This is a genomic window from Methylomonas sp. Uni0011 (assembly GCF_056850255.1).
In genome coordinates this window covers 59861-82541 of the sequence record NZ_JBVVNO010000015.1, presented here as the reverse complement: position 1 = coordinate 82541, position 22681 = coordinate 59861, and the positions used below count along the sequence as shown (strand labels likewise).

Annotated in this window: 25 protein-coding genes and 1 pseudogene; 18 read left to right on the top strand and 8 right to left on the bottom strand. The window is 46.9% G+C overall.

Annotated features, from left to right (window positions below; all coding sequences use genetic code 11):
• The 3 genes from AC0IM9_RS15630 to AC0IM9_RS15620 all read right to left on the bottom strand — a co-directional run bounded on the left by AC0IM9_RS15630 (position 1) and on the right by AC0IM9_RS15620 (position 1850).
• Positions 1 to 1029: a tyrosine-type recombinase/integrase gene (locus AC0IM9_RS15630; RefSeq protein WP_482804620.1), complete on the bottom strand. Its 1029-nt coding sequence runs from the start codon at positions 1027 to 1029 to the stop codon at positions 1 to 3.
• A gap of 75 nt (positions 1030 to 1104) precedes the next feature.
• Complete coding sequence (locus tag AC0IM9_RS15625; RefSeq protein ID WP_505331668.1) at positions 1105 to 1365, bottom strand: Y-family DNA polymerase; 261 nt, start codon at positions 1363 to 1365, stop codon at positions 1105 to 1107.
• Positions 1362 to 1850 carry a LexA family protein gene (locus AC0IM9_RS15620; RefSeq protein WP_332461698.1) on the bottom strand — a complete coding sequence of 163 codons (489 nt, stop codon included), beginning with the start codon at positions 1848 to 1850 and terminating at the stop codon, positions 1362 to 1364. Before AC0IM9_RS15620 ends, AC0IM9_RS15625 begins: the two co-directional genes overlap by 4 nt.
• 84 nt (positions 1851 to 1934) lie before the next feature.
• On the opposite strand from AC0IM9_RS15620, the gene AC0IM9_RS15615 reads away from it, so the two are divergent.
• The 4 genes and pseudogenes from AC0IM9_RS15615 (at position 1935) to AC0IM9_RS15600 (ending at position 3628) form a co-directional block, all read left to right on the top strand.
• The gene (locus tag AC0IM9_RS15615; protein WP_445370122.1) at positions 1935 to 2591 is read left to right on the top strand and encodes an SOS response-associated peptidase; all 657 of its coding nucleotides are present in this window, start codon (positions 1935 to 1937) and stop codon (positions 2589 to 2591) included.
• 186 nt (positions 2592 to 2777) lie between these two features.
• Entirely contained in the window at positions 2778 to 2990 is a 213-nt protein-coding gene (locus tag AC0IM9_RS15610) for a hypothetical protein (RefSeq protein WP_445369974.1), read from the top strand.
• A gap of 113 nt (positions 2991 to 3103) precedes the next feature.
• Positions 3104 to 3258 (top strand): annotated as a pseudogene (locus tag AC0IM9_RS15605) (IS5/IS1182 family transposase); the annotation flags it as partial.
• A gap of 220 nt (positions 3259 to 3478) precedes the next feature.
• The gene (locus AC0IM9_RS15600; RefSeq protein WP_157198352.1) at positions 3479 to 3628 is read left to right on the top strand and encodes a hypothetical protein; all 150 of its coding nucleotides are present in this window, start codon (positions 3479 to 3481) and stop codon (positions 3626 to 3628) included.
• Between the two features lie 2989 nt (positions 3629 to 6617).
• Here the strand turns inward: AC0IM9_RS15600 and AC0IM9_RS15595 are convergent.
• Complete coding sequence (locus AC0IM9_RS15595; protein WP_157770386.1) at positions 6618 to 7712, bottom strand: hypothetical protein; 1095 nt, start codon at positions 7710 to 7712, stop codon at positions 6618 to 6620.
• 184 nt (positions 7713 to 7896) lie between these two features.
• Between AC0IM9_RS15595 and AC0IM9_RS15590 the strand changes: the two genes are divergently transcribed.
• The 4 genes from AC0IM9_RS15590 (at position 7897) to AC0IM9_RS15575 (ending at position 11309) form a co-directional block, all read left to right on the top strand.
• The gene (locus AC0IM9_RS15590) at positions 7897 to 8805 is read left to right on the top strand and encodes a ParA family protein (RefSeq protein WP_096876921.1); all 909 of its coding nucleotides are present in this window, start codon (positions 7897 to 7899) and stop codon (positions 8803 to 8805) included.
• A complete protein-coding gene (locus tag AC0IM9_RS15585) occupies positions 8802 to 9857 on the top strand; it encodes a ParB/RepB/Spo0J family partition protein (RefSeq protein ID WP_096876922.1) in 1056 nt (351 codons plus the stop codon). The genes AC0IM9_RS15590 and AC0IM9_RS15585 overlap by 4 nt, the downstream gene beginning before the upstream one ends.
• A complete protein-coding gene (locus AC0IM9_RS15580; RefSeq protein WP_096876923.1) occupies positions 9850 to 10233 on the top strand; it encodes a hypothetical protein in 384 nt (127 codons plus the stop codon). The genes AC0IM9_RS15585 and AC0IM9_RS15580 overlap by 8 nt, the downstream gene beginning before the upstream one ends.
• Before the next feature lie 500 nt (positions 10234 to 10733).
• The gene (locus tag AC0IM9_RS15575) at positions 10734 to 11309 is read left to right on the top strand and encodes a transposase (RefSeq protein WP_269770679.1); all 576 of its coding nucleotides are present in this window, start codon (positions 10734 to 10736) and stop codon (positions 11307 to 11309) included.
• Between the two features lie 1913 nt (positions 11310 to 13222).
• Here the strand turns inward: AC0IM9_RS15575 and istB are convergent.
• The 3 genes from istB to AC0IM9_RS15560 all read right to left on the bottom strand — a co-directional run bounded on the left by istB (position 13223) and on the right by AC0IM9_RS15560 (position 16019).
• Positions 13223 to 13969, bottom strand: a complete 747-nt coding sequence (gene istB / locus AC0IM9_RS15570; RefSeq protein ID WP_445370120.1) for an IS21-like element helper ATPase IstB — start codon at positions 13967 to 13969, stop codon at positions 13223 to 13225.
• Entirely contained in the window at positions 13969 to 15513 is a 1545-nt protein-coding gene (gene istA, locus AC0IM9_RS15565; protein WP_445370119.1) for an IS21 family transposase, read from the bottom strand. The genes istB and istA overlap by 1 nt, the downstream gene beginning before the upstream one ends.
• Before the next feature lie 200 nt (positions 15514 to 15713).
• Entirely contained in the window at positions 15714 to 16019 is a 306-nt protein-coding gene (locus tag AC0IM9_RS15560; RefSeq protein ID WP_445370118.1) for a hypothetical protein, read from the bottom strand.
• 92 nt (positions 16020 to 16111) lie between these two features.
• Between AC0IM9_RS15560 and AC0IM9_RS15555 the strand changes: the two genes are divergently transcribed.
• Positions 16112 to 17194 carry a hypothetical protein gene (locus AC0IM9_RS15555; RefSeq protein WP_482804619.1) on the top strand — a complete coding sequence of 361 codons (1083 nt, stop codon included), beginning with the start codon at positions 16112 to 16114 and terminating at the stop codon, positions 17192 to 17194.
• Positions 17195 to 17357: 163 nt separating this feature from the next.
• On the opposite strand, the gene AC0IM9_RS15550 is transcribed toward AC0IM9_RS15555, so the two are convergent.
• A complete protein-coding gene (locus tag AC0IM9_RS15550) occupies positions 17358 to 17852 on the bottom strand; it encodes a phage integrase N-terminal SAM-like domain-containing protein (RefSeq protein ID WP_482804618.1) in 495 nt (164 codons plus the stop codon).
• A gap of 3 nt (positions 17853 to 17855) precedes the next feature.
• Between AC0IM9_RS15550 and AC0IM9_RS15545 the strand changes: the two genes are divergently transcribed.
• The 9 genes from AC0IM9_RS15545 (at position 17856) to AC0IM9_RS15505 (ending at position 22634) form a co-directional block, all read left to right on the top strand.
• A complete protein-coding gene (locus tag AC0IM9_RS15545; protein WP_445370115.1) occupies positions 17856 to 18239 on the top strand; it encodes a DUF4844 domain-containing protein in 384 nt (127 codons plus the stop codon).
• Positions 18240 to 18330: 91 nt separating this feature from the next.
• Entirely contained in the window at positions 18331 to 18786 is a 456-nt protein-coding gene (locus AC0IM9_RS15540) for a hypothetical protein (protein ID WP_445370114.1), read from the top strand.
• 22 nt (positions 18787 to 18808) lie between these two features.
• Entirely contained in the window at positions 18809 to 19285 is a 477-nt protein-coding gene (locus tag AC0IM9_RS15535) for a DUF4262 domain-containing protein (RefSeq protein ID WP_445370113.1), read from the top strand.
• A gap of 98 nt (positions 19286 to 19383) precedes the next feature.
• Complete coding sequence (locus tag AC0IM9_RS15530) at positions 19384 to 19962, top strand: hypothetical protein (protein WP_445370112.1); 579 nt, start codon at positions 19384 to 19386, stop codon at positions 19960 to 19962.
• An 84-nt stretch (positions 19963 to 20046) separates the two neighbouring features.
• Entirely contained in the window at positions 20047 to 20670 is a 624-nt protein-coding gene (locus AC0IM9_RS15525; RefSeq protein ID WP_445370111.1) for a suppressor of fused domain protein, read from the top strand.
• 54 nt (positions 20671 to 20724) lie between these two features.
• Entirely contained in the window at positions 20725 to 21258 is a 534-nt protein-coding gene (locus AC0IM9_RS15520; protein ID WP_445370110.1) for a hypothetical protein, read from the top strand.
• Between the two features lie 76 nt (positions 21259 to 21334).
• Complete coding sequence (locus AC0IM9_RS15515) at positions 21335 to 21769, top strand: DUF4304 domain-containing protein (RefSeq protein ID WP_445370109.1); 435 nt, start codon at positions 21335 to 21337, stop codon at positions 21767 to 21769.
• A 22-nt stretch (positions 21770 to 21791) separates the two neighbouring features.
• Positions 21792 to 22283 (top strand): DUF4240 domain-containing protein, encoded by a 492-nt coding sequence (locus AC0IM9_RS15510; protein ID WP_445370108.1) that lies wholly within the window; start codon positions 21792 to 21794, stop codon positions 22281 to 22283.
• Positions 22284 to 22373: 90 nt separating this feature from the next.
• Entirely contained in the window at positions 22374 to 22634 is a 261-nt protein-coding gene (locus tag AC0IM9_RS15505; RefSeq protein ID WP_445370107.1) for a type IV pilus assembly protein FimV, read from the top strand.
• The last annotated feature ends 47 nt before the right edge of the window (positions 22635 to 22681 follow it).

The following is a 22681-nucleotide window of genomic DNA, read 5'->3' as shown; positions in this document are numbered from 1 at the left end:
TTACTCCATCTTCGCAAATAAAGCCGCGTCGATTTTGGCATCGGCATAACGGATGGCCTCAGTCATCCGGTTTAGTAGGTCTGCGCCGGAAAGATGAAGGTACATCAATGTCGTTTGCGGGTTGCGGTGTCCCGCATAGGCACTCAGCTCATGCAGTTTCCAGCCAGCTTGTGCGAGGTGAGTCAAACGCAGATGGCGCAAGCTATGCGTACTAAAGCCCTCGACACCGGCCTGTTTTGCCAAGCCTTCGACAATCTTGCTCCAGGTCCATTTCGAAATTGGCTGACCAGCGTTGCGGCGTGATTCGGAGAAAAATACTAATCCGGCTTGCTGATTGATCCGATGACGATAAACCAAATATTCGCTCAATGCATTTCCAGCAGTAGCGGCATAACAGACTGTTCGAGGTGTACTGCTCTTTGTGGTTTCGGGTCGAATACGAATGAGGCGATGAGCAAAATCGAAATCGGTGACATGCAAGTTCACCAATTCTTCACGCCGCAAAGCGCCATAATAAGCTAGCGCGAACATCAATCTATTTCGAAGAGATTCCTGAGTAACCGCTTCGATGAGTTTTTTCCAATCCTCTTCCGAGGGAATAGCAGGTAGTAGTTTAAGTCGCCGAATCAAGCCGTGCGCAAATCCAGGATGGTAGTCGCTATTTCGATTCAGATAAGTGCCACGAGGGACTGGATTAAAGTCCCGAATATCTTGGTAAACCAAATGGTCATACCACAGGCGAACTGCCGTAAGGTACTGCTGCATCGTAGCATTCGAGTGGCGGTATGACGTTTTTCCATCCTGAGCATCGCCACCCAGATACCGAACATAAAGGGAGACGTGCTCCAGCGTGGCTTTTTCGGCTTCCACTCCCAAGCCTTGGCAAAATCTAAAGTAATTGCTGAGTGCGCGCGCATAGGCGTCGAGCGTTGCGTCGGCACGTCCCAAGTTACCCAGCAGAACCAGCCATGATCTACCGTACGGGTTTTCAGAAAGAAAGGGGTAACGTTCCCAAACGAGATTAGTCATGAACGTGTAACTCCACTCGGAACTAAATCTGTTCACCAGATTATGGCACCAATAATTTTGATTCCAAATAACTTACTACAGCGTGTAATTGGACGAGAATAGCTGGATCTGATGCTGATCCACCAACTGCCGCACCTGAAACAGCGGTACGCCCATTTTGATACCCAGCGCTTTGACTTCATTGCTGCGGGCAACGATGCAGCCATCGTTGTTACTGAGTACGGCCACCGGTTTGCCGATCAGATCGGGCCGAAACACCCGTTCACAGCTGACGTAAAAATTGTTGCAATCGACCAGGCCGATCAGCTTGGCTGGTGGGGTAACGAACTCCGTCACACGGCATGAATGACGTTGGTCACCACACCCCAAACCACCAGCTCCAGGTCGTCGTGGAGTGGAAAATCGGGATAGGCCGGATTTTCAGCGCGCAGTTTCCATTGCTCGTCTTCCAATACCAAGCGTTTGACCGTCAGCTCGCCATTCAACGCGCAGATCACGATTTTGCCTGAAACCGGCTCTATCGAGCGATCCACCACCAGAATGTCGTTGGGATGGATGCCGGCCCCCAGCATCGAATCGCCTTGAGCACGGACAAAAAAAGTGGCTGCCGGTTTTTGCACCAGCAGTTCGTTCAGATCAAGGGTTTTGTCGACATAATCCGCTGCCGGCGACGGGAAGCCCGCAGAGACTTTGCTGGCGAATAATGGCAAACGGCATGCAGACAGTGGCCGCTTAGGCGTCAAGATGGCAGGTTGGTCCAGATGCAACCCAGCAAACGCGCGACGCTTCAACTTGAACTGTAACGGCAGATTCGACATCATCGCTCCATGGCAACTTCTAGGGCTGCATAGTCTACCGTCGAAAATGCATTTGTTCTATATTTGTTCTTTATTCGCGTGTCAGTCATGTGCGGTCGCTACAGCCTGACCACTGACGCGGCAACCTTGGCCGAGCATTTTCAGGTGTTGAGGCAGATTCGATTTCAGCCCAGCTACAATATCGCGCCGAGCCGGAAGATTTTGAACATCGTCGAGCTCGATGATGGCTCGCGCAAGGCGGTGAATCTGTTTTGGGGATTGGTGCCCTCCTGGGCGAAAGACAGCAAAAACAGTTCGCACCTGATCAACGCCCGCATGGAGAGCCTACGGGAAAAGCCCTCGTTTCGCAGTGCGTTTAAACATCGACGCTGCTTGATACCCGCAGACGGCTTTTACGAATGGGAACGCCGTAACGGCAAACAAGCGTTTCACATCCACCGCGATGATCTTCAGCCCTTCGCCTTTGCTGGATTATGGGAACAGTGGCAGCACGAAGCCGAAACCTTGTATTCATGCACCATCATCACCACCGCTGCCAACGCATTGATGCAATCGATTCATGAGCGGATGCCGGTGATCATTTCGCCGGAGCATTATCACGACTGGCTAAACAAAGCTGCAAATGCGGACGATGTCTATGGGTTATTCGATAAACCATCCTACACCCACATGGTTGCGACACCGGTTGGCGATTGGGTTAATAATCCTCGGCATGATGATGAGCGTTGCATAGCACCGATTTAGACTAACGCGCAATGTTGGCGTCAATCACAGTTGACGCTACACTTTCATCAAAGAAGTCAAAAGCAGGTAATAGGCGTGGAAAGAATAATATTGGCGCTGTGGATATTCTGAAGTGGGGCCTTTGCAGCGGGTGATGAAAAGCTTTGGCCTGAAGACAAACCAAAAAACTTTTGCCTAGATCCATCCTTGGAGACCAAAAGCGAAAATTTAGCTAAAGAGCATCCTGAGGATGAGCGATTGGTGAAGCTTGTAGCCTTGCGTTCTGGTTTATGTAATCTGGTATTAAAAAACATCGTTCCGCTAAATACTGCCATCGATATATTTGATGCCGAAAAGGAAAGCGAGATGCAAAAACGCTTACAAGAGGGACAAACCAATAAAGGGGATATCGTTCTGTAAACGACTCGAGAATGAGCAATACTTTTTCCAGAGTTTGTGTCGCTATCGACCCAGGCTGTGTAGAATCGCGAGATTTATTAAAAAATCTCGCGGCCAATTAGCCGGGAGTGTAGATGAAGCGCTTCATTCAGAGTACAGACCGAACTTAGGTAACCCTATTTCCTGAGCAATTGGACTTTTCGCCGCGGACAATCCTATTCGGGTCGTTGATGTCTTTGTTGAACAACTCGACCTGGACAAATTAGGATTCAAAGGGGTTACGCGTGCCTAGAAAATCGACAACCTACTAGTTAGAGTTTGTTACGCTGCGTCTTGCTCAGATCATTACCCAAAAATATTTCACATCAAGTTTGTTAGCCAACCCATTGAAGTGTGCCAAATCGCCTAAGTCACGCAACAGATTGTTGCTCCATATCGACTTGATATATCAATAAAAACTGAAACAATGCTCCCCCACAGCCAACACGACTGGTTTGATGGAGGATCTGATGAAAATATTATTAGTTACTATGACCGTGCTGTTTTCTGCGGCGATTCTGCTGATCGCAGGGTTTCAGCTAATTCGCTTATGCGTTACCGAATTGGTGGAATTTGTCTTAGAAGCCTGGCGAAGTCCCGAACTGCAGTCGACTAATTAATGTAATCGTAATCTAGCAAGATGCCTTTGGGAAAACTGCCGATCATCATCGTACATAGGGAACCGTTGGTTTGAAAAATCCACAGAACGGCTCGATAAGAAAATGAAAATAACAATGAAGTAGGCAAAGCATTTGTTCTTGAACTCTGAGCACCACAAGCCCTTATTGTCAGATCAGCAACCTATCAAACGATTTATTGTGATATTGATTCAGTTCCAATACAAATTCCTCATGGAGCGGAGAAATGCGCAACAGTTATCAACAGCCAATCACAGTTATCCACAACATTCCGTGTTCAAACTGCGTTAATTTCGTTGTTTGCGAACACTATTCCCGTTTTTTTTAACCATCAAGACCGTAGTAGCGCTCCGTTTATTCCGTTTTAAAGTAACATGAAATAAACGAATTCAAACGGTAACTCACTGAAATAAATAAAGAAAACCAGTTGGACTGAGATTATAGTCTTTTTATAGTATTAATTAAGTCTTTCTAAGTACCGCCGCAGTCATCGGCGGGTAAAACCAAAATAATTTCGTTAAATCCAATTTGAGTTGACTTTGATACCCATTTCGGAGAACACAAAGATGACATGAAATATATTGCGGAGCAGTATGAATTAATGGCTCTACAGCTAATTTCTTACTCCGTAATCTAACGACATGAAGCTAAACGCCGCATTCGACATTTAAGGTGATCCCATCCCAGAAGCATAAGGAAACCACTAATTTCTAGTTTCCGCATGGATTCTTTAATAATTAGGGACCAGAATCATCCGTAGTGTCGCGACATCAAACCTACCTTAATTACACCAGAATAAAATCAATAGGTTATATTGCTTTTTCTGCTAAAAGCAGAGGTTGTTAGAAAGTCCCTAAGACTAAAACGGTTGACTGCAATTGTCTTACAACATTAGGATGCCTGCCCTGCCCTGCCCTGCCCTGCCCTGCCCTGCCCTGCCCTGCCCTGCCTAACGCAGCAATTGTCTACAAAACCCATTGCTTTCTCCGTAGTATAACGACATTAAGGATCGTTTGTATCCTTGGGTTTTTTACAGGGGTTTAGCCAATTATTTACCGTAGTCATGCTACATGAAGATCAATACCCTACTTATCTAATATTTCTTTTGGTGCCATGTCCGGTACCGGACACCAATCCGTAATAACGACTGTGTACCCTGGTATGCCTCCATAAGCGTTATGTCGAACTCGTAAATAACGCACAGCAACCTCTACTTTTCTTACTACCGTAGTAGCACTACATAAAGAAATGTCCAATTTCAACTCAGCGGTACCCTGCTAAATTTTAGGAACTTCAACCTCCAAGAGACAATTTGCCGCAAAATTAGGCGATATCAGCTGCTTACTCCGTAGTAGTACGACATAAAAGTAGTGTTGGGGCGAGAACGAATTCGTTGCGAATTAGTTCTGTTTGATCCTCTTAACCGCGCAATTTTTTGTTGGTACGATTTAATTGATAAGGATACCTTCTGTCCGGCACCGGACATTTTAACTAAGGATCACATCAAATCTCCGTAGTATTGCTACACATAAGAATTATTGAATCTTCTAAATTCAAGCTCAGGTAACCTCTGATGAATGCTATTCTCGTGAGGAATTAACCTTTAACCCATTGATTTTACTAGTGATGGAATTTGAGATATCGAATTTTCGTTGGCCCCAAGTTCTACTTTCTCTCCGTAGTGTCGCTACATTAAGGTACTTTCTAACCCATTCAATTGAGCTTAATTTACTGGTATGTGAATTAAAATCAGCTAGTTACGTACTCAATAGAGCTCGAGGAAGTATAAAATTTCAATTTCTTTCTCCGTAGTAGGGCTACATGAAGGATATGCTTAATTAGCACGCCGTTGAAGAACTGGTTGATAGACGTTTGCGCAGTGCAAAAATGACTAAATATTGCTGACTGTTGCAAAGAGTGCCAATAGGGATAGACTCCCTAAAGTACCAAAGATATAAATTCAACAGCCTGCTAACCCAAACTTAACGAGCCTTTAGTTCACCGTAGTTTCAGTACACGAAGAAAACAACTGAGCAAAATCGGCAAACGACCTCTTCTAGTTGATAAGATTTTCACCCATACAAGGATCGAAAATCAGGACTCTATATTGATTGCCCTCGGTACCACTAGCCATCAGCGTCAATTTAGCTTTGACCACCGCGGTGGATTAAAGCAGAAGTGAAAATTGAGGCCAATTAGAGTGCTTCCGCTGTCTTTATAGGTACTGCTTTAAGCGACAGCTAATATGCCGCGATAGTGTGTATGGAAGGGCTGCAGATACATAAACTGTCCAAGGAACTGGGAAAGCGCGTTAGGGCCAGACATGGGCATCCGAGATCAATGCTGGTATCAGTTCCAGAAACAATTGAGCTAACTGGCTTGGTATAGCGGACATTTCAGTGTTTCACCACCCAAAAATCCGTAGGAATTATTCCTGTGTCGCCAAAGAGAATGGGCTAACTCAAGCGTAATTAAGGTATGTGAAATGAGTTTGAGAGAAATCGCGTATCTGGTCGGTGCAATCAATGCACTACGGGTAAGACATGGCGGATTAGATTGTACGGAGATTCCTCGTGCGATTAGGGTCTTAAGCCAAGAACCCACAGTAGTGCTCAGGCTGTCGCAGCCGGAGTGCCAAGGGGTGCTCTTTCCTTAAGGCAGGTGACGAGGTCAAATTGGGTAGAAATTTAAGAAATTCTTAAGTCAAAATTTTGTCCGGTGCCGGACACTTCTTGAGTTGATAACGTTCTTACTCAGTATTACGAATAAATGAAGTATCTGCTACGTGCATTCAAAATAGTCCGAGAATACCGAATGGATGGTCGCGGTAGCTTTGAAACATATAACGTATGCCCTGCTCTGTTTGAAGTTAACGAGGGAATTAACGTTTGGCAGATTCAGAAATTTCATGACTAGAGCAGTTCTTACAAAGAGATCCTCTTCAGGTCGGAAAAACTAAATACTCGTTCATTTAATTCTTCCGCCGCCTTGAAAATTCAAGAACAAAAGGTTCACTTCTTCCTGTGCCGTGTATGACAAAATCGCACCAATCAAACTGGTCACGAAGTTGCTTTAATACTGCTTCCATACGCGGCCGTAAACGGGAACGATCGCCATGCCAATGGATCACATCCGCTATGTATTCAAGTTCTTTTTTATAATAGTTACCTTGGGTGCAAAGAAAACGATAAAGTGCCCTACCGTTTGCTGAGGATATCTTCCGGCGCATTTTCCAGTTATGAAAGGTTGCCTGTTCCCTAAGCCACTTAACCATAAGCGGTGAGAATTGAGCAAATATCAACCCGTCTTCTTCATAAGCACGCCATTGAATATCGACTAGTCTGATCGTTTGGCCATCCCAACTTTCTCCAAGGTATAAATCCTTTTTTCGTGTTTCCAGTTCGATGCTGACGTGGGCAAGCCTTCTTATTGATTCAATAGTTGCTTTGTAATTCAGACCCGAATCATTGATACCAAGTTCTTTGTTGATCTGTCCTACTGTTGCGATCATAACTTGGACAGTCAGGTTTCCCCGCTCATCGTTTAGCCATGATGAATCGTTAAGAGGAACTGGTAATTTTGATCCTTGCCCAATTAAGCGCCTACCCGATAACTGAAGCATTGCGAATAAAACATCTTCGTCCTCGATAGTCACTGGTGGTCCAAAACGTCTGCCCCGACCAAATGGCGTTTCAAACGCGAATGCCAAATCTTTATCAAGCATGTTGCGCTGACAACGTGCTGGAATTGGAACAAAAATTGGTAAACGCGCTAAAAGAGTTGGGATGGCATTCGTATCTGAAACAGATAGTGAAGTGAATAAACCTAATTGCTCTGCTTCTAGTAAACGTGCATCAGCAGCCTTCACTAACTTTCTACCGATCCCCTTTATTTTTTTTCGATTTTCAACAGGCAGAATAGGTGTAGCTTCATTGACTATTGTATTCATCGTCGCTAAATCAATTGCCTGTTCTTTATCAGCGTCGAATAAATCCTTTTGTCGTTGGTTCGACTCTGCAACACGCTTAGCAAGGAAACTGTCCATTTTAGATTGCGAAGCTGCCATTCATAACTCCAATATAGGTCTCAAACGGTATATCTAGTAACAAGTATGATCGTAAAATACTAATTGGTCAATGTACAATACACTAAGCAGTGTGGTACTATCAAGCGTATAGTACAGTTAGGAATAGAACTGTCCGGTACCGGACACTTAGGAATCGACTCTAAAAAAATAGGGTGAAAGCAAAATGGCAGCAGAACAGATCACAACTATACCGGATTACGCAAAACTGAAAGTACTCACAATCGGTAATCATAAAGGTGGAGTAGCAAAGACAACTTTGTCAAAGTTGTTGACAGAGTACAGCGTCCGTGAAGGGAAACGAGTGCTGGGCATTGACATTGATCCACAATGCAATTTCTCCGCAAGGTTTGTACAGATGACAGAAGACGGCGGTACGCCACCTTTTCATCCAAATTTTGATCCTAAGGATCCGACATGGGACGAATTACCATATGCACCGCCAGGATATTGGTCCATCGCGGAATTTTTCCGATTAGGATACGCAGAACCTTATCCCACAGATCATCCTACTCTAAGTTTTATCCCATCACACAAAAGAGAATTGACATCCTTTCTCGAGCAAGTTGAGAGGAATAGTATTCAAGAAGCCGTTGTGGAGCATATGAGGGCTATGTTGTCGATGGAGTATTACCAAGACGAGTTCGATCTCGTCATTATCGATACCCCACCCCAAACCTCCGCATTAACAGCATCAGCAGCTCGTGCAGCCACCCACCTATTAATACCCACTGAGATGCAAGAAGATTCCGTTGCCGGTATGGCCGATATGGCGCAACTATGGCAAGCCGAGAATCAGGTGCGCGATACCAATAAATTACAATTGGTTGGAATCCTGGCAACAAAATACGATCCACAGTCAGCTGCCCAAAGAAAAACAATGGAACAGCTAATTCAGAATGAAGTATTAGGGGACAAGTTAATTTACCCACCAATGCGTTATTTACAGACATATGCTAATAGTTCTTCAACCTTTGCGAACCCGCGCTCACTCTTTGAGATGCACGAAAATACACCAGCTCGAAATGAGGCAGAACAATTTTGCAAAGTAATTTTTGAGAGGATCTTCAAATGAACGAAGAAGGACTACCCAGAAAGCCGGGGCTTTTAAAAAGAAATGCAGTAGGCGTACAACCTGGTACGATCTCAAAAGTAGCCGCGCAAATTGCGGCAGCTGAAAATGCAAAACAGCAAGAGTACGAACTACGGCAAGTACCGTTGGCAGATATTCAGCTATGGGAAGATCAGCCAAGGACATTTCATTTAACGCTTAGTGACATCTATCGTGGATATATCCAAGAGGATGATCCGTATCGAATGAACAAAACCGAGGAGTTGGAAGGCATTATCACTTTGGCGATGAGCTTAAAGGAATTTGGTTTGCTTAATCCACCAATTGCATTTGCATTGCCTGGAAAACACGTTCAGTTAATGGGTGGGCAGCGTCGAACGATGGCTGCTATTTTCGGTTTATTTCACCTGGAAACAATCATTGATGAGGAGGAGAACAGAGTACATGAGCTAACCATCAATCCGGAGCCGGATTTAACCCTCTTGCATGTTGAACGAATTACAGTAAAGGTATTTTTACGGAAACCACAAGCACAAACGGTAGAACGCTTGGGCATCATCGACAATGTTCAACGTGATGATTTATCTATTGGTGACAAACTACGGTGGCTGATAAAGTTCTCAGCGCATCAAGAAGAAAAGGGTAGGGCAGTCCGGTGGCGGGATTTGGTTGATACCTTAGGGCTTTCGAGATCGCAAGCTTATGAATGGATGAATGTAGTCCAAACGCGAAATGATGAATACGTTAGACAGGTCATCCAATTCGTTATTGAGGGAAACGCATCGTTTGCGAGGTTACTAGAATTAGCTAAAGCGGACTCTGACCAACGAGCTCATCAATTTCGCCAATGGTTTGGTGAAAGAGGAGGGCGTGGCAATACGGCAAAGGTTTCCCTGGGGCACACGACAAATCTAAATGCTCTGAAATCGTTGGTTCTAGCTAACGTCGACGACGATCATTTGGAAGAGTTCAAGGCTCTAAACTGGGATGATCCTAAAAGTGTAAAGAAAGCCTTTGCAACATTTTTAGACTATTGGATAGAAAAAAATGGCTGATGTTCGTCCCCAGGGTATCAAGGCAAATGCATCAATTAGGAAAGTCACTGTAAAGCTACCAGCGACTCTTAAATTGTCGTTACCAGCCAAGATATTGGCAGATGGTTATAACATGCGCCAGAAAAGTAAATGGGTTGTCGAAGCAATACAATCCTTATTAGCAAAGAATGGATGGGAAGGGGCTTTGCTTTCCGAATTGGTTGTCAAACCAAATTCACAAGATGTATTCAGTATTCCAGACGAATTAGTTGCAAAAATCAATATGGAAGCTCATCGAGTAGCATTGCAGAATCCCAGTCTTAATGCCAATCAATCTACAATTATTCGGGCGGCCATTAACAGGCGGTTAATAGGCTTTTTCCAAAAGCCTGAATGACTATGGATTGAGTTTCTTCCGAAACATTCGTTTACCAGAAGATCGGCGATAAGTGTAGGTGATGAAGTGCATTGCTTTATTCTAGATCAAGTCAGTTGAGCTACTTGGAAGAGGGGATGTATTAAGGTTATTAGAAATAACTATAGAACCCTATTATCTTCGCAAAGGAGTAGGGCATGGCCATCGTTGCAAACCACCCGCGAATATCGACCTTAGTCGGTATTCCCAAATAAATTCAAGCATTCGTATGCAGGCCGCGTTGTCGTGGTCGCGTTCGGTCACATCGAGCCAAATGTTTTCCAGGCTTTGGCCGAGGTCTTGGTGCCGCGATTCCGCCATCTCCACGAATGCTTAAGGAGGCTGCCATGCTTGTGCGAGCACGTAGGGCTGTAATGAAAAGTAGTGATTAGTTGACTGGTAGGCGATCTATAGACAGCGTCTATATCACTTGCTCGAAAGAAGCGAAGAGATAGTGTCCACTTATAATCAGGTGGGCACTTATGAAGGAGCAGACTACTCGCTTATCGCGCCCATTGATTGCAGGACACGGGCGAGATGGCCGATGTCTTTATGATCCGGAAGCGAAACGGGAACTGGTCCGAATCTGTTTGCAACCGGGACTATCGGTTGCCAAGATCGCGTTAGAACACGGCATCAATGCCAATCTGCTGCGTAAATGGATAGGCTTATACCAAGAAGCAGGCGCCTCTGTCCGGCACGGCACATTAGCGTTGCCGACCTTTCCGCCAACATCCGCGCAACTGGCAGGATTGAGTACACGAACTTCGAGCGCTCAGCCTAATAAATGGAAAAAGCAGGGAATGATTTTTGCGATAAACCATGGCGGCGTCGATTATTTTCCGGATTACAGGCTGGACAGTGCGGGAGGCTTGCCGCCAATAAAAGTCATGGCCAAGATCATTGGAATCTTTAGAGGCCACAGGAACAGCATACTGGATTCACACGGACAACAGCTTTTTGAGGGCAATCGACCTCAGAATTTGTTGCCGCGCCGGAGCGGGTGGCCGAGGCTGCCATGGACGAGGTTCAGGAACTGGCGCATAGTTAAAGGATGAGCTTCTCCGTTACCTGTCGATAAGGAAAAGTTTTCGCACCCAGTCCACCACATCAGCTTCATGTTACGGTCATCTCGCTTACGAAGGGTGAGGTTTTCCACAGGCTCCATCTAAGCGCCAATCCGATCCGAGCATACATGGGAATGTGCGTTTTAGTCCTATTCAAGATAAATTGTGTAAACCTTTCCCGCGCTGTAAGGTGGGACGGCGATGAAATGTGCTTGCATAGAGAGAGTGTTTCACGATGTCCCTTACACAGCAGGTTTTAAGAACTTCGAAAATGGCAAGTTAGTTGACCAGGTTCATTCAACTGTTATGGTCAATCAGTAGTTTCAACTCATCGATACCGAGAAGGACCAATATCCGGCCACAGCAAGTGGGCCGAGGTCTTCCATCATCACTGTCCACAAATCCAAGGGCTGTGCCGAATATCCAGGCAAGACGATTCCACACGCGCTGTCGTGGATTTTGGTAACTGCATTCCTATTAAGTCGGAAAGGAATTCACGCAGCTTGTTGGGCGACGCCGAAGCTTACGACACACTTTTCGGATTAGCCGATCGAATAGGTGTCAATATCAAAACCTAATGCAGCACCGCTCTCTGGCCCCGTGCGGCTTGCGGCGACATATTTGACGGACTGTCATGAAATAGGCAGGGGGCCAGATAAGAGGGCTTTCGCATTTATTCGGAGTAACCGGAGCTAGATTGGTCGTTAAAACGGGGGAGGGCCGCAGAATTCTTTTGATATTCACTTGGTTATAAGACTGCACAAATATATCAAGGTTTAATGCGGCTACTGCTGATAAGGATAATAATCAGTAGTAGAAATTATTATAAGTTAATTAATTCAGTGAATGACTGAATTAATTATTTTGTATTAGTGTCACCAAACGTCCGGAAGCCAGGGCAACCGCGGGAAACAGCCAATCATCCTTGGTTGAGCGGAAGAGAGGGACTTGCTTAGAAAAATTTGGGATGCGTCGCTACACAAGCGCATATAATTACCCCGCAACTATGTTTTTTCGCGCCCGCGAAAACACTTTATCTAGCCCTGTGCCGGTTGGCGGTCTAATCGCCAGATTTCCCCAAGGCCCGCGAAGTCGCATAAGATCTCGGAAAAAGCCCGCACCGATTTGAAGAGACTTTGGCTATATGGTGTTAGAACACATGGCATCCAGAGGGCGGATCAATATCATCAAAGGATGCTCGGCGTTTTGAGTAGATCGCGGAGAAGCCCTATTTATATCAGGCCGTTGACTATATCCGTGCAGGGTATAGACGAAGGATTTATGGTGCCGACAGCATCTTCTATTGCTAATTTTTACCTTTTCGAGGGGATGGGCAAAAATAGCCATTTTTATCGGATCAATGGCGGGATAGTCGAAATTATGGCTAACTTAGGTCACCAGGATAATGGGGACTTGCTATAGCGCTATCGGCATAATCTAGTCAAACCGCCATCCATTTCTAAATCAAACCAAGGCATCGTTTCCGGAACGATTATGCTCGTTTTGAATGACTGCTTTTGGACGTGGCAACTTGGCGCAATCGACCCATTTCGGCTATTCAACTCGACCAAAAGCGGCAGTTAATGAAAGGCAGCTTTTTTGGTATATCAGCAAGTAACTTTCTCTATTGCCGACGGTGAAATATATTGTTTTCTATCCTAAATTTTGACCCTTTGGAGTTCGAGTCCTATCAATAACTGTATGGTACAGAGATTATCGAATACAATTGTTTCTAACAAATATGATGGGTAGATATCTAGTTTCTAGCCATCTTTACGAATCGTTTGTTATCCAGTGCGTAATTGCACGCACTTGCACACCCAAGTGCACGCCATCTGCACACCTAAGTGCATTACTTGCACACCCACGGTCTGACAGGTGCACAAGTAATAGATTTTAGGTCCTTAAGACGTGTTTTTACCTTTCAGCTTCCGCATTGATTCACCCTTGAGCTCTATCGGATGGGCTCGATGGACGATCCGGTCCAAAATCGCGTCCGCGACCGTGGCGTCTTCGAATAATTCGTACCATTTATTAGTCGGGTATTGACTGGTGAGGATTAAGGAGCCGACCATCGATTGCTGATCCAGGATTTCTAAAAGTATCGGCCCTAATTGAGCGGGTACGCCGCCAATGCCGACATCGTCGATGATTAACAACGATGCGCTGATTAATTGACGTCGCAGTTTGGGCAAACTGCCGTCGGCCATCCCCAGGGTTAAATTCTCAAATAAGCGGGTTGCGGTCATATAGAGCGTACTTAACCCTCGCCGACAAGCTTGTTGACCAAAGGCACAGGCGATCCAGCTTTTTCCGGTGCCGGTCGTACCGGTCAGAATCAGGTTTTGCTTTTGCCGCATCCATTCACCGGTCGCCAAGGTTTGTAATTGCAAAGGGTCCAGGCTACGCTGATTCCGGTAATCGATGTCTTCGAGTACCGCCTGGGAGTAACGGAGTTTGGCGTTTTTCAATAGTCGTTCGATCTTGCGGGCGTCTTTACTCAACAACTCCTGCTCGATTAACAAACCCAGACGTTGCTCAAACGGCATGTCGGTAAATTTCGGCTCGGACTGCTGTTTTTCCAAGGCCTCGGCCATGCCGTGTAGGCCAAGCTGCGCGAGTTTATGGGGTATGGTTCCAGCGATGATCATTAGGGTGCCTCCGATGTGGTGGTGAAATAATCGGCGCCACGCAAGTTCTCGTGTTCAATTACCTTGACGGTGGGCACCGTAGACTGTCGACTATCGGCATTGGTACGAATAATCCCCCTTAGCCGGTCAAAACCCAGGCAATTCAACCGTAGTGCATGGGTACAAGCTGATTCAATGCGCCCCTGCCAGTTGTCTTTCTGGGCTTCTCGCCTTAGTAATTGCGCGGCTTTCAGACGGCTGGCAAAGTGGCGCTTGTCTTCCAAGCTACGTTGCAGAAACGTCACGGTAGACGGGCCGAGGGATTGCGCCCAGGTTTGTAATCCTTCCAGTGTCCCTTCGCGAAACAAACGATGGTTGGGCGGCATATGCTCGTCCAAGGTGGTTCGGCCTGGGCCAATTTGGCGGATATGCGATGCTACTAGCTGGCGTTGGTAGTAGACGTGAACAAACTCGTCGTTGGCCCGAATATCAACGTGTTGATGGGCGTAGGTATACAGCACTGAATACTGGTGTTGCTCATAGTCAACATGGTAACTTTCATCGACTCTCACCTGGTAGCGCCATTGGCTGTAAGGATAGGGGTCGCTGCGAAGCCCTTCTAACACCGGTGCATCCAATTCGAAAAAGCGTTGGAACCGACTATTCGGATAAGTGCGAGTGGTACGCTCATTGAGTTTTTCCATCCAGTAGCTGATGGCGGTATTCAATGCGTCCAAACTAAAGAACACTTGATCGCGTAACCGGGCCAGCACCCAACGCTGCACGATTTGTACGCCGATTTCGCCGAGTGATTTATCCTTAGGCTTACGCGGTCTAGCCGGCATTATGATGAAATCGTAATGCTCGGCAAGTTCCTGATACGCGGAGTTGAGCAATAATCCCTGCTTGTTGTTCTTCAGCACGGCGGATTTTAGATTGTCCGGGACGATGTAACGCGGTACGCCGCCGATGTGCGCCAACATGAGCGTGTGAGCCTTGAGCCAGTCGGCGATTTTCTGGGATGCGACGGCAACGGCAAACAAATACCCGGAAGCGCCTAACACCCCGACAAATACCTGGGCGAACCAGACTTCGCCAGTTTCAGCGTTACGAATCGGCATAGTGCGCCCGCAAAAGTCGACGAAAATGTATTCGCCCGGATAATAGATTTGCCGCAGACTGATCTTACAACTGCGTTTCCAGGTTCGGTAACGGCGGCAATATTGCTCGTAGGAAAACCCCTCTTGATTGCGTTGGCGATATTCGTCCCAAAGCAATTGCAAGGTCATATCGCGCTGCTGCAATGAGGAATGCACCTGAATCCAGTCTGGAACAGGTTTTCGAGAATCGCCCGACTTTTTATCGCCGAACAACGCTTGGTAAAGCTTGCCGTCATCCAAGGCGTGGAGGTCAGCCCATGTCAATTGTTTTCCGAGCAACACCGCTCGGACCGCTCTGACGGTATTGGGTGAAATGCGGCAGGAGATGCCAATGGAGCGCATCGAAAGGTCTGGGTCTGCCAAGAGTCGAATCACTTGGCGCAAAGTGGTGATGGATATTTTCATTGTCATTCCTTCGCAACGGGCGTGCGAAATCCTTCGCCCGTTGCGATGTATTAAAAAATGGGTTTTGGAACAGACGGCCGACTTGACGCCGGCCTGGATTAGATCGACAATGAAATCGTCATGAGTGTATGAATTTCTTGACGGTTTCTTGAAAAGCCCGGGGTTGCCGCCCTGGGCTTTTGTCGTTCTGAGTCTGTGAATTATTTGGGCTTGTCAGTTAGTTCATTCGTTGGCTCCTGTTCTTTATTAGTTTGTGGGAAAGATAAGCGCTGTTCGGCTAGCCAACGTGCAACATCCTGCGTCAACGCAAAACGGCCACGCCGGCCCTCAATTTCGAATTCCACTACCGGTATCCGTTGCCGCAAACGGGCTTGGCGATAAGCCGCCGGATTGGTAAATCCCAACAATTTCCAGAGGTCGCGACTTGCCAAGAGCGGGCCGTACAGGCGAGTCAATGTTTCCAGCAATTCCTGTACTAATGGCTCGATTGGCTCGGGTTGTGTCATGTCACGTTCGGTAGCAATTTTTGATGCGCAATAGGGTAACTGATGTACGCTATCCGCGAAACAGGAGAGATTGAGCAAAGTTTTACCCTAAAATGGCAAGCCTAGATCAATTAAAACAAGCATTTATCAATTTTCGCCTCGACGACGCGAAAATAAATTATCTGCAACAATTTGCCAATAATCCCTATGATCGTCGTCTTATCAATCGACTAAGAACACATTATTGGTATGTTGGCCTCCAGCAGAAAACCCAATTAACCACCGCGTATCAGCTGGAAAAGCACTTCGAGCCGCAGAACAATATTGGAACACCAGCGAAGAATAAATGGAGCAAATATCCAGCCGGAAAACACAAGCCAGGTCCCACATTGATTGCTCTAGTGGACGCCAAGGCGCCGGGTTCCGCCCGAGAAATCAATCACCCGCTCTGGGAAGTGCTACGTCTGGGCGACCGGGCGCTACCCAAAATCGATGTCTGGCTGGAAAAGCTGGAGCCGCGCGTTCAAGCCATTGTCTATGGCGCTTCGAAGGAGGGTGGTATCAGCATCGTAAAGCAGCGTCAGTCTTACTCATCGGAACTACACCGCAAGTTGCTCAAATTAGGCAATCTCGACGCCTTGACGGCCTTAGTGTTGTATTGGCGAGAGTCCAAACAACGGGGGAATCATGACCACAACCGCTGGCAAGCCGAAGATATTTACCGGTTGTTACTGATGATGGGGGTAGACTTTTATGACAGGCGTATCGCTGAAGAATTGTATGTGGTGTTTTTAGCCCAAGTCTTTTGCCAAACCGACTGGGGCGACAGAAAGTTCGCGGTCAACCCTGTTCACTACTCATGGGCCGTCGAATTGCTGCATAGCACGCTTTATCGGCTACCGGCGCAGTCGGTCACATCCTGGACTGATCGTTGCAAGCTTATGTATAAGCTATCGGATGGTCAATACGGCCTTTACGCGCGATTCGGTCTAGACATCGTGCTGAGCCCGAACTGGCGCTATGGACCACCCACCGAGCGGCAATTGATAAGTTGGCAGACTGATTTCATGACATGGCAATGGGGCTGGATACACCTGTGTATGGAAACGGTGGGATCGTACGGTCAGGATTGGCTTTGGTTAGAGCTGGAGAAAGAATGCAATACTTTTAGGGGAGCACAAAATCAAATTCGATAAAAGATAAGTACCATCTGGCCAGCTACGACACCCAGTCGGCGCTGGCCAGCCTCACCCAAAACCTGGCCGGCACCGCCCAGGACAACACCTGGAGCTACACCCGTAACCAGGTGCAAGACATCAAGGCGGCCAGCTGGACTAACGACAGCTACCAATGGACCGGCTACACCAACGGTATTGGCAAATACACCAGCAACGGCCTCAGCCAATACGCAGCCGCCGCTGGCACTGCTGTCATCGCCTGATTCTTCGTGGCAGAAGCCACTTGACGCTGGGTGGCCAGATAGCTCAAAAACGTCGCGATCTTGGCCTCCGCATCCTCAAACAAAGCAGCCCTTTCGCCAGTCGATGAAACTTCATGAACTTGTTTGATCCACTCACAATAGGTGCGCTCGGTATACGGCGGATAATGCTTGATCCGCACGATCCCAATAACATCTTCCAGCAAGATCGGCGATTTTGTGCTTGACTTCAAATGATTAACAAATATAGTGAGGCGCTTATTATTTATAGAGGCAATTCCTTCCGAATCTATGGCGAATATAAGGTTATTAAGGCATGTGTGTGCGAATCGGCTGCCATCAGGGCAAAAGCGCCCGAAAAGACCCGGAATATCAACTTGTCGGGCAGATTTGCCTGATAATCGATAGTTAGTCACTCAATGAACTCCGACGCCAACACTATGCTCTCTGCTCTAGCTGCTTTTCGAGACACAAAAAAGTTTCGGTGCATCGAGCCAGAGTTTCGTCTTATCAATCCGTCGCCCGCATCGGTAACACAACCTATGGTGGCCGCACTCAATGAGTGCGCCACAGACCTGTCGTTGCTCGTGCAACGTGGTGCACAGCCGACTCAGCTCAAAGCTTGTATCGCGACCTCACTTCGTTCTGTCGAAAAGCCGTTCGATACCGAAGACCGAGAATATCTCTGCTTCTACTACAACCAATTGGGACAATGTGTGGGCGTCAAAGTCGGGCCATTGTTAAATCGGTGGCTCTATGGCTATTGGCTATCAACTCTGTTGCGGTTCTTCAGTCGTGGCTAACCCTGCGCTCAACCTCTCTCCCTTCGGTCGCTGGACGCTGCGCGATAAAGCCGCGCAGCGCCGATTAGCTCTACGTTGGGCGTCATAAACCATGGCTCTCTCAACCGTCGTCCTTGTGATTGCGGTTACCTCCGTCATTCTGTGGGGCGTCGTGTCGGCTGGTCGTTTACCCGGGCCGTTTGCTAGCCGGGGCTGCCAAGGCAAGGGCTGGCGCGAAGCATTCCCCAATGCACCCAAGGCCGAAATTCGCGAGTTCTTGGCGCTCTTTGTTGATGCGTTTGCTTTCCCAAACAAGGAGAAGTTGAAGTTTAGCCCCAACGACAAAATCTTGTCGATATATCGGGCACTTTACCCAAGCCACTGGATACCGGACGCTCTTGAGGTGGAAACCCTTGCGAAGGACATGGAGGCAAATTACGGGTTGCCGTTCGCGAGCGTCTGGAGCGAGAACCTCACGCTCGGCGAACTCTTCGCAATCACTAGAAGCGGTCAGCCACTAGGCGCCCAACCCTCCACGCTGCGCGAAAAGCCGAGCAGCGCCGATTAGCTCTAAGTTAGGTTCCAAAAACATGGTTCGTACTGTTGGCACAGATCCCGGTGAAACCAAGCTCCTCGAAGATGTCGAGAAATTTGGTTGGCATTGCCTCAATATTTTGGCTGAAGGCGAACTGCCCCCTTACTCGTTCACTGTTGGGCTGTTTCACTCTTATCAGCATCCCGAACTCATCATTTTCGGGCTGCCTGCTAACGTAGCGCATCAAATACTGCATATCGCCGCAGAAGCCATAAAAGACGGCAATCCCATTGGTCTCGCGCTCCCCACAGAAGAACTGCTGGAGGGTTATTCATGCTGTTTTGTCGAGGTTCCTATTTCCCACTATCGCGAAAACGTGGGCTTTTGCAGGTGGTTTTATGAGGGTGACGCCTTCCCACTATACCAAGTCGTTTGGCCGTCTCGCGAAGGCCTCTTCCCTTGGCACGCTGCGGTATCCGAATCGTTTCGGTCAATTCAACCCGTATCAGGGGCGACACGGCATGGCACCTAACATACGTTCGAGGTACTGGTTCGCCGCAGGGAGGCTACGCTGGCAAGCCGGCGTAGCCTCCCTCACTTAGCACTTTATGTTTCTTGGAGAGAACTAACATGAGCATGGATATAAATGTATTTCTAAATGAGTTGGACGATTTAATTGTTCCAATTTGGTTACAAAAAATGCAAGAGCTCGGCATGTCGTGCCAAATTCATCCTGAGTTCTCGTTTAGCAAGCATTCGGGATTTTTGCCTTTTAAAATCAATATACAGGACCATTCACACCCTGAATTAATAGGCAAAGATTACTATGCAGGATTTGAGTTCTATTACGACGATTTCGATGTCAATAAGCATATAAAGCAGCCTAAGCAATCTTGGTTAGATAAACTCCTCAAAAAACCAGTACCGGTTGCATACTTCGCTAATGCGGAAATAGATCAACATCTTAAAAAGTGCACGAAATCAACCTTATTCAATTTTGGCTCATCGGATACTTTTGATCTGAGAATGGCATTACTTGCATCTGCAACAATCACTGAGGTAACGAAAGGTATATGCTGGCAAGCGTTTTCAGACACGTGGCCTAGTAGTGATACGATAGTTTCCCAAGCACTTAAAGAAGTGTGCGAGTATGAAAATTCATTAACGCCTGAAGAATTCAGAGTGCATGAATTTAAAGGATGGTCATGAAAAACATAAGATGTTTCTCAATCCAACCAGCTTCCGCTATGCTTCAGCGTTCGGTTTAGCTCAGTGTTATGCTAAGGAAAGGCTATGAGTTTTCTTGAAGAATGTTGGGAAGAGCGGGAAGAAAAAGCATACAAACAAATATTTGGTGATACTGGACTAGGCATTTACCCATTATCAACCGAGATATTTAACCGGATGAATGCAGATGCCGTTGACCCTCGCTGGTTGACGCACGGTGTATTTAAATGCCCTCCAACTGAAAATAGAAAAACATGGGCATATATTACATCTGGTATGTCAAATCCATGGGAAGCCGAATCCCCAGAAGACTATTCAGGTCAGGGTGTAGAGTTTCTGATGGAAACCAATGAAGAAGAAATGTGGGCTGTTGAGGTGTTACAAACTTTAATGGCGTATAACTTGCTGCTTTTTGCCGGGAAAATAGGGGATTATCCGCCTCTTGATTATGGGAACCGTGTTCCTCTCACTTTATCAGCGGGTATAAAAACCATGATGTTTACACAACCAATTAATTTTCCGAAAAGTTTTTCTATTAAGTCAGGGCGAGTTGATTTACTGCAAGTGGTAGGCATTACTCCGGCAGAACTAGAATTCGCCAAGAAAGCATCGTCAGATGAGCTAAAGGAATTAATTGTGACAAATACAGGTGGGCTTTTCACCAGTAAAGACAGAGTAAGTGTTGTCTAAATCGCATAACACGGCGCTCCACCCGCCCAAATACCGCGATGCGGTTTTGATTGAGTGAACTATCAAAAGGAGGTCGTATTGCTAAGTCTCGAAAGTTCGCGCTGGTCTGAGTTGCAGCACGCTTATGGGCAGGCGTCCGATATACCTGGTTTGTTGAAGCAACTCGCTGAAGTTCCTGATTCGTCAGACGATAAGGAGCCTTGGTTTTCATTGTGGAGTTCACTTGCTCATCAAGGTGATGTTTATACGGCCTCGTTTGCCGCAGTTCCGCATGTGGTCAAAGTTCTTGCTTCGTCACCGTTGAAAGCGGAATTCACTTATTTTCAGTTTCCCGCTTGGGTGGAAATATGTCGCAAAAAGAATGGTATATCCGTTCCAGAAGATATTGCGCCTTCGTACTTCAATGCGCTGTCGCGGCTGCCTGCTTTAGTTGCAGCCGCCTCTGCCCGTGAATGGGATGAAACCTTTTTGGCTTGTGCTCTTTCGGCCATCGCTGCATCAAAAGGTCAAGTTGCAGTTGCTGAGGCGGCTCAGGAGTTATCGCCGAAAGTCGCCGAGGAATTTATGCAATGGTTCTTCCAGCGATAAGCGGCCCAACCCGACAGCCGAGTAAGAAACTCTGCCTATCGGCGTCGCACCCCTCACTTTTACGTTAGGCATCAGAATGACCAAGATCCAAGACACGTTTAAATATCTATTAAAAGACTCAGTAGCTCCAAAGTTAAGAGAATATGGCCTTAAGGGTTCGGGCCAGAATTACACTATAAAATCAGATAAGCATTGGGCATTAATCGGGCTACAAAAATCCATGTTTAGCGATTCTAATGGCCTAAAGTTCACAATCAATCTTTATGTCGTGCCTAAGGAAGATTGGGAGTCTGCCCGGCAAAAGTTGAGTTATTTGCCTGTCAAACCTTCAGCAAATATTCATTGGCCGGTTGGGTGGGTTAAACGGATTGGCTATTTAATGCCACAAGGCGAAGATTATTGGTGGTCAGTTGATTCAACCACTAATTTGCAGGGCCTAGTTAGTGAAGTCGTAGACGCAATTTGCAACAAAGCTATCCCCGCTATTCAGCAGCAAATCAATAATTCCTAACATGGCACTCAAGGAGGTGTTTATGGATGAAATGAAATTCTGGACGATCATCGACTCGGCGCACGAGCAATCTAACGGCGACATGGATCAGAAATGCGAGTTGATTCGCACAGCGCTCTCCGAACTACCCAAAGATGATGCGAGAGCGTTTTCGGCTCTTTTCCGTGCAATGATGGATCGTGCCTATTCGTATCCATTGTGGGGCGCGGCATATGTCATCAACGGTGGCTGCGGCGACGACACCTTTTCTGATTTTCGAGCCTCACTTATTTCTCGCGGTCGCACTGCGTTTGAGCGCGCACTCGCAGATCCTGAGTCATTGGCCGCGGAAGATTTTGACGAAGACGCATGGTTTTATGAGGGCTATCAGTATGCGGTGACCGACGGTGTCAAGGCCGCCGTGGGGTCAATCGTCAATCGCGAAAGTCCCCATCCCGATGAACCGTCTGGCCAAGCATGGGATGAAGACAAAGTCTATGAACTCTATCCGCAACTCGCCGAAAAGTTCGCATGACTTGGCGCTCAACCGGACCGACTGCAAGCTAGGCTTGCAGGCCCCTCCGCATTGGCTCCGGCAGCCGGTTAACTCTGCTGTCGGGTGACTATGGTCGTTCAGAACTCACAGCTAGCCGGATTGTTACTTGCAGGAACATTCTTTATTGCGTTTCTCGGACTGACGATTTGGCAACGGATCAAGTACCCTAAACGTAAGGGGCAAAAATCTGATCCTATTGCGGAAGCTGAAGTCTACATGGCTTACGGGCAGGATAAGCAAGCAATTGAATTACTCAAAAAGGCTCAACGAGAGAACCCAAATCGAATGGATATTGGAGAGAAATTGGATGAATTATCAAAGCAACCCTAATCCGCGAGTCAAACTGACCGGCAAAAGCCGCGCGCCTGTCGTCGCTA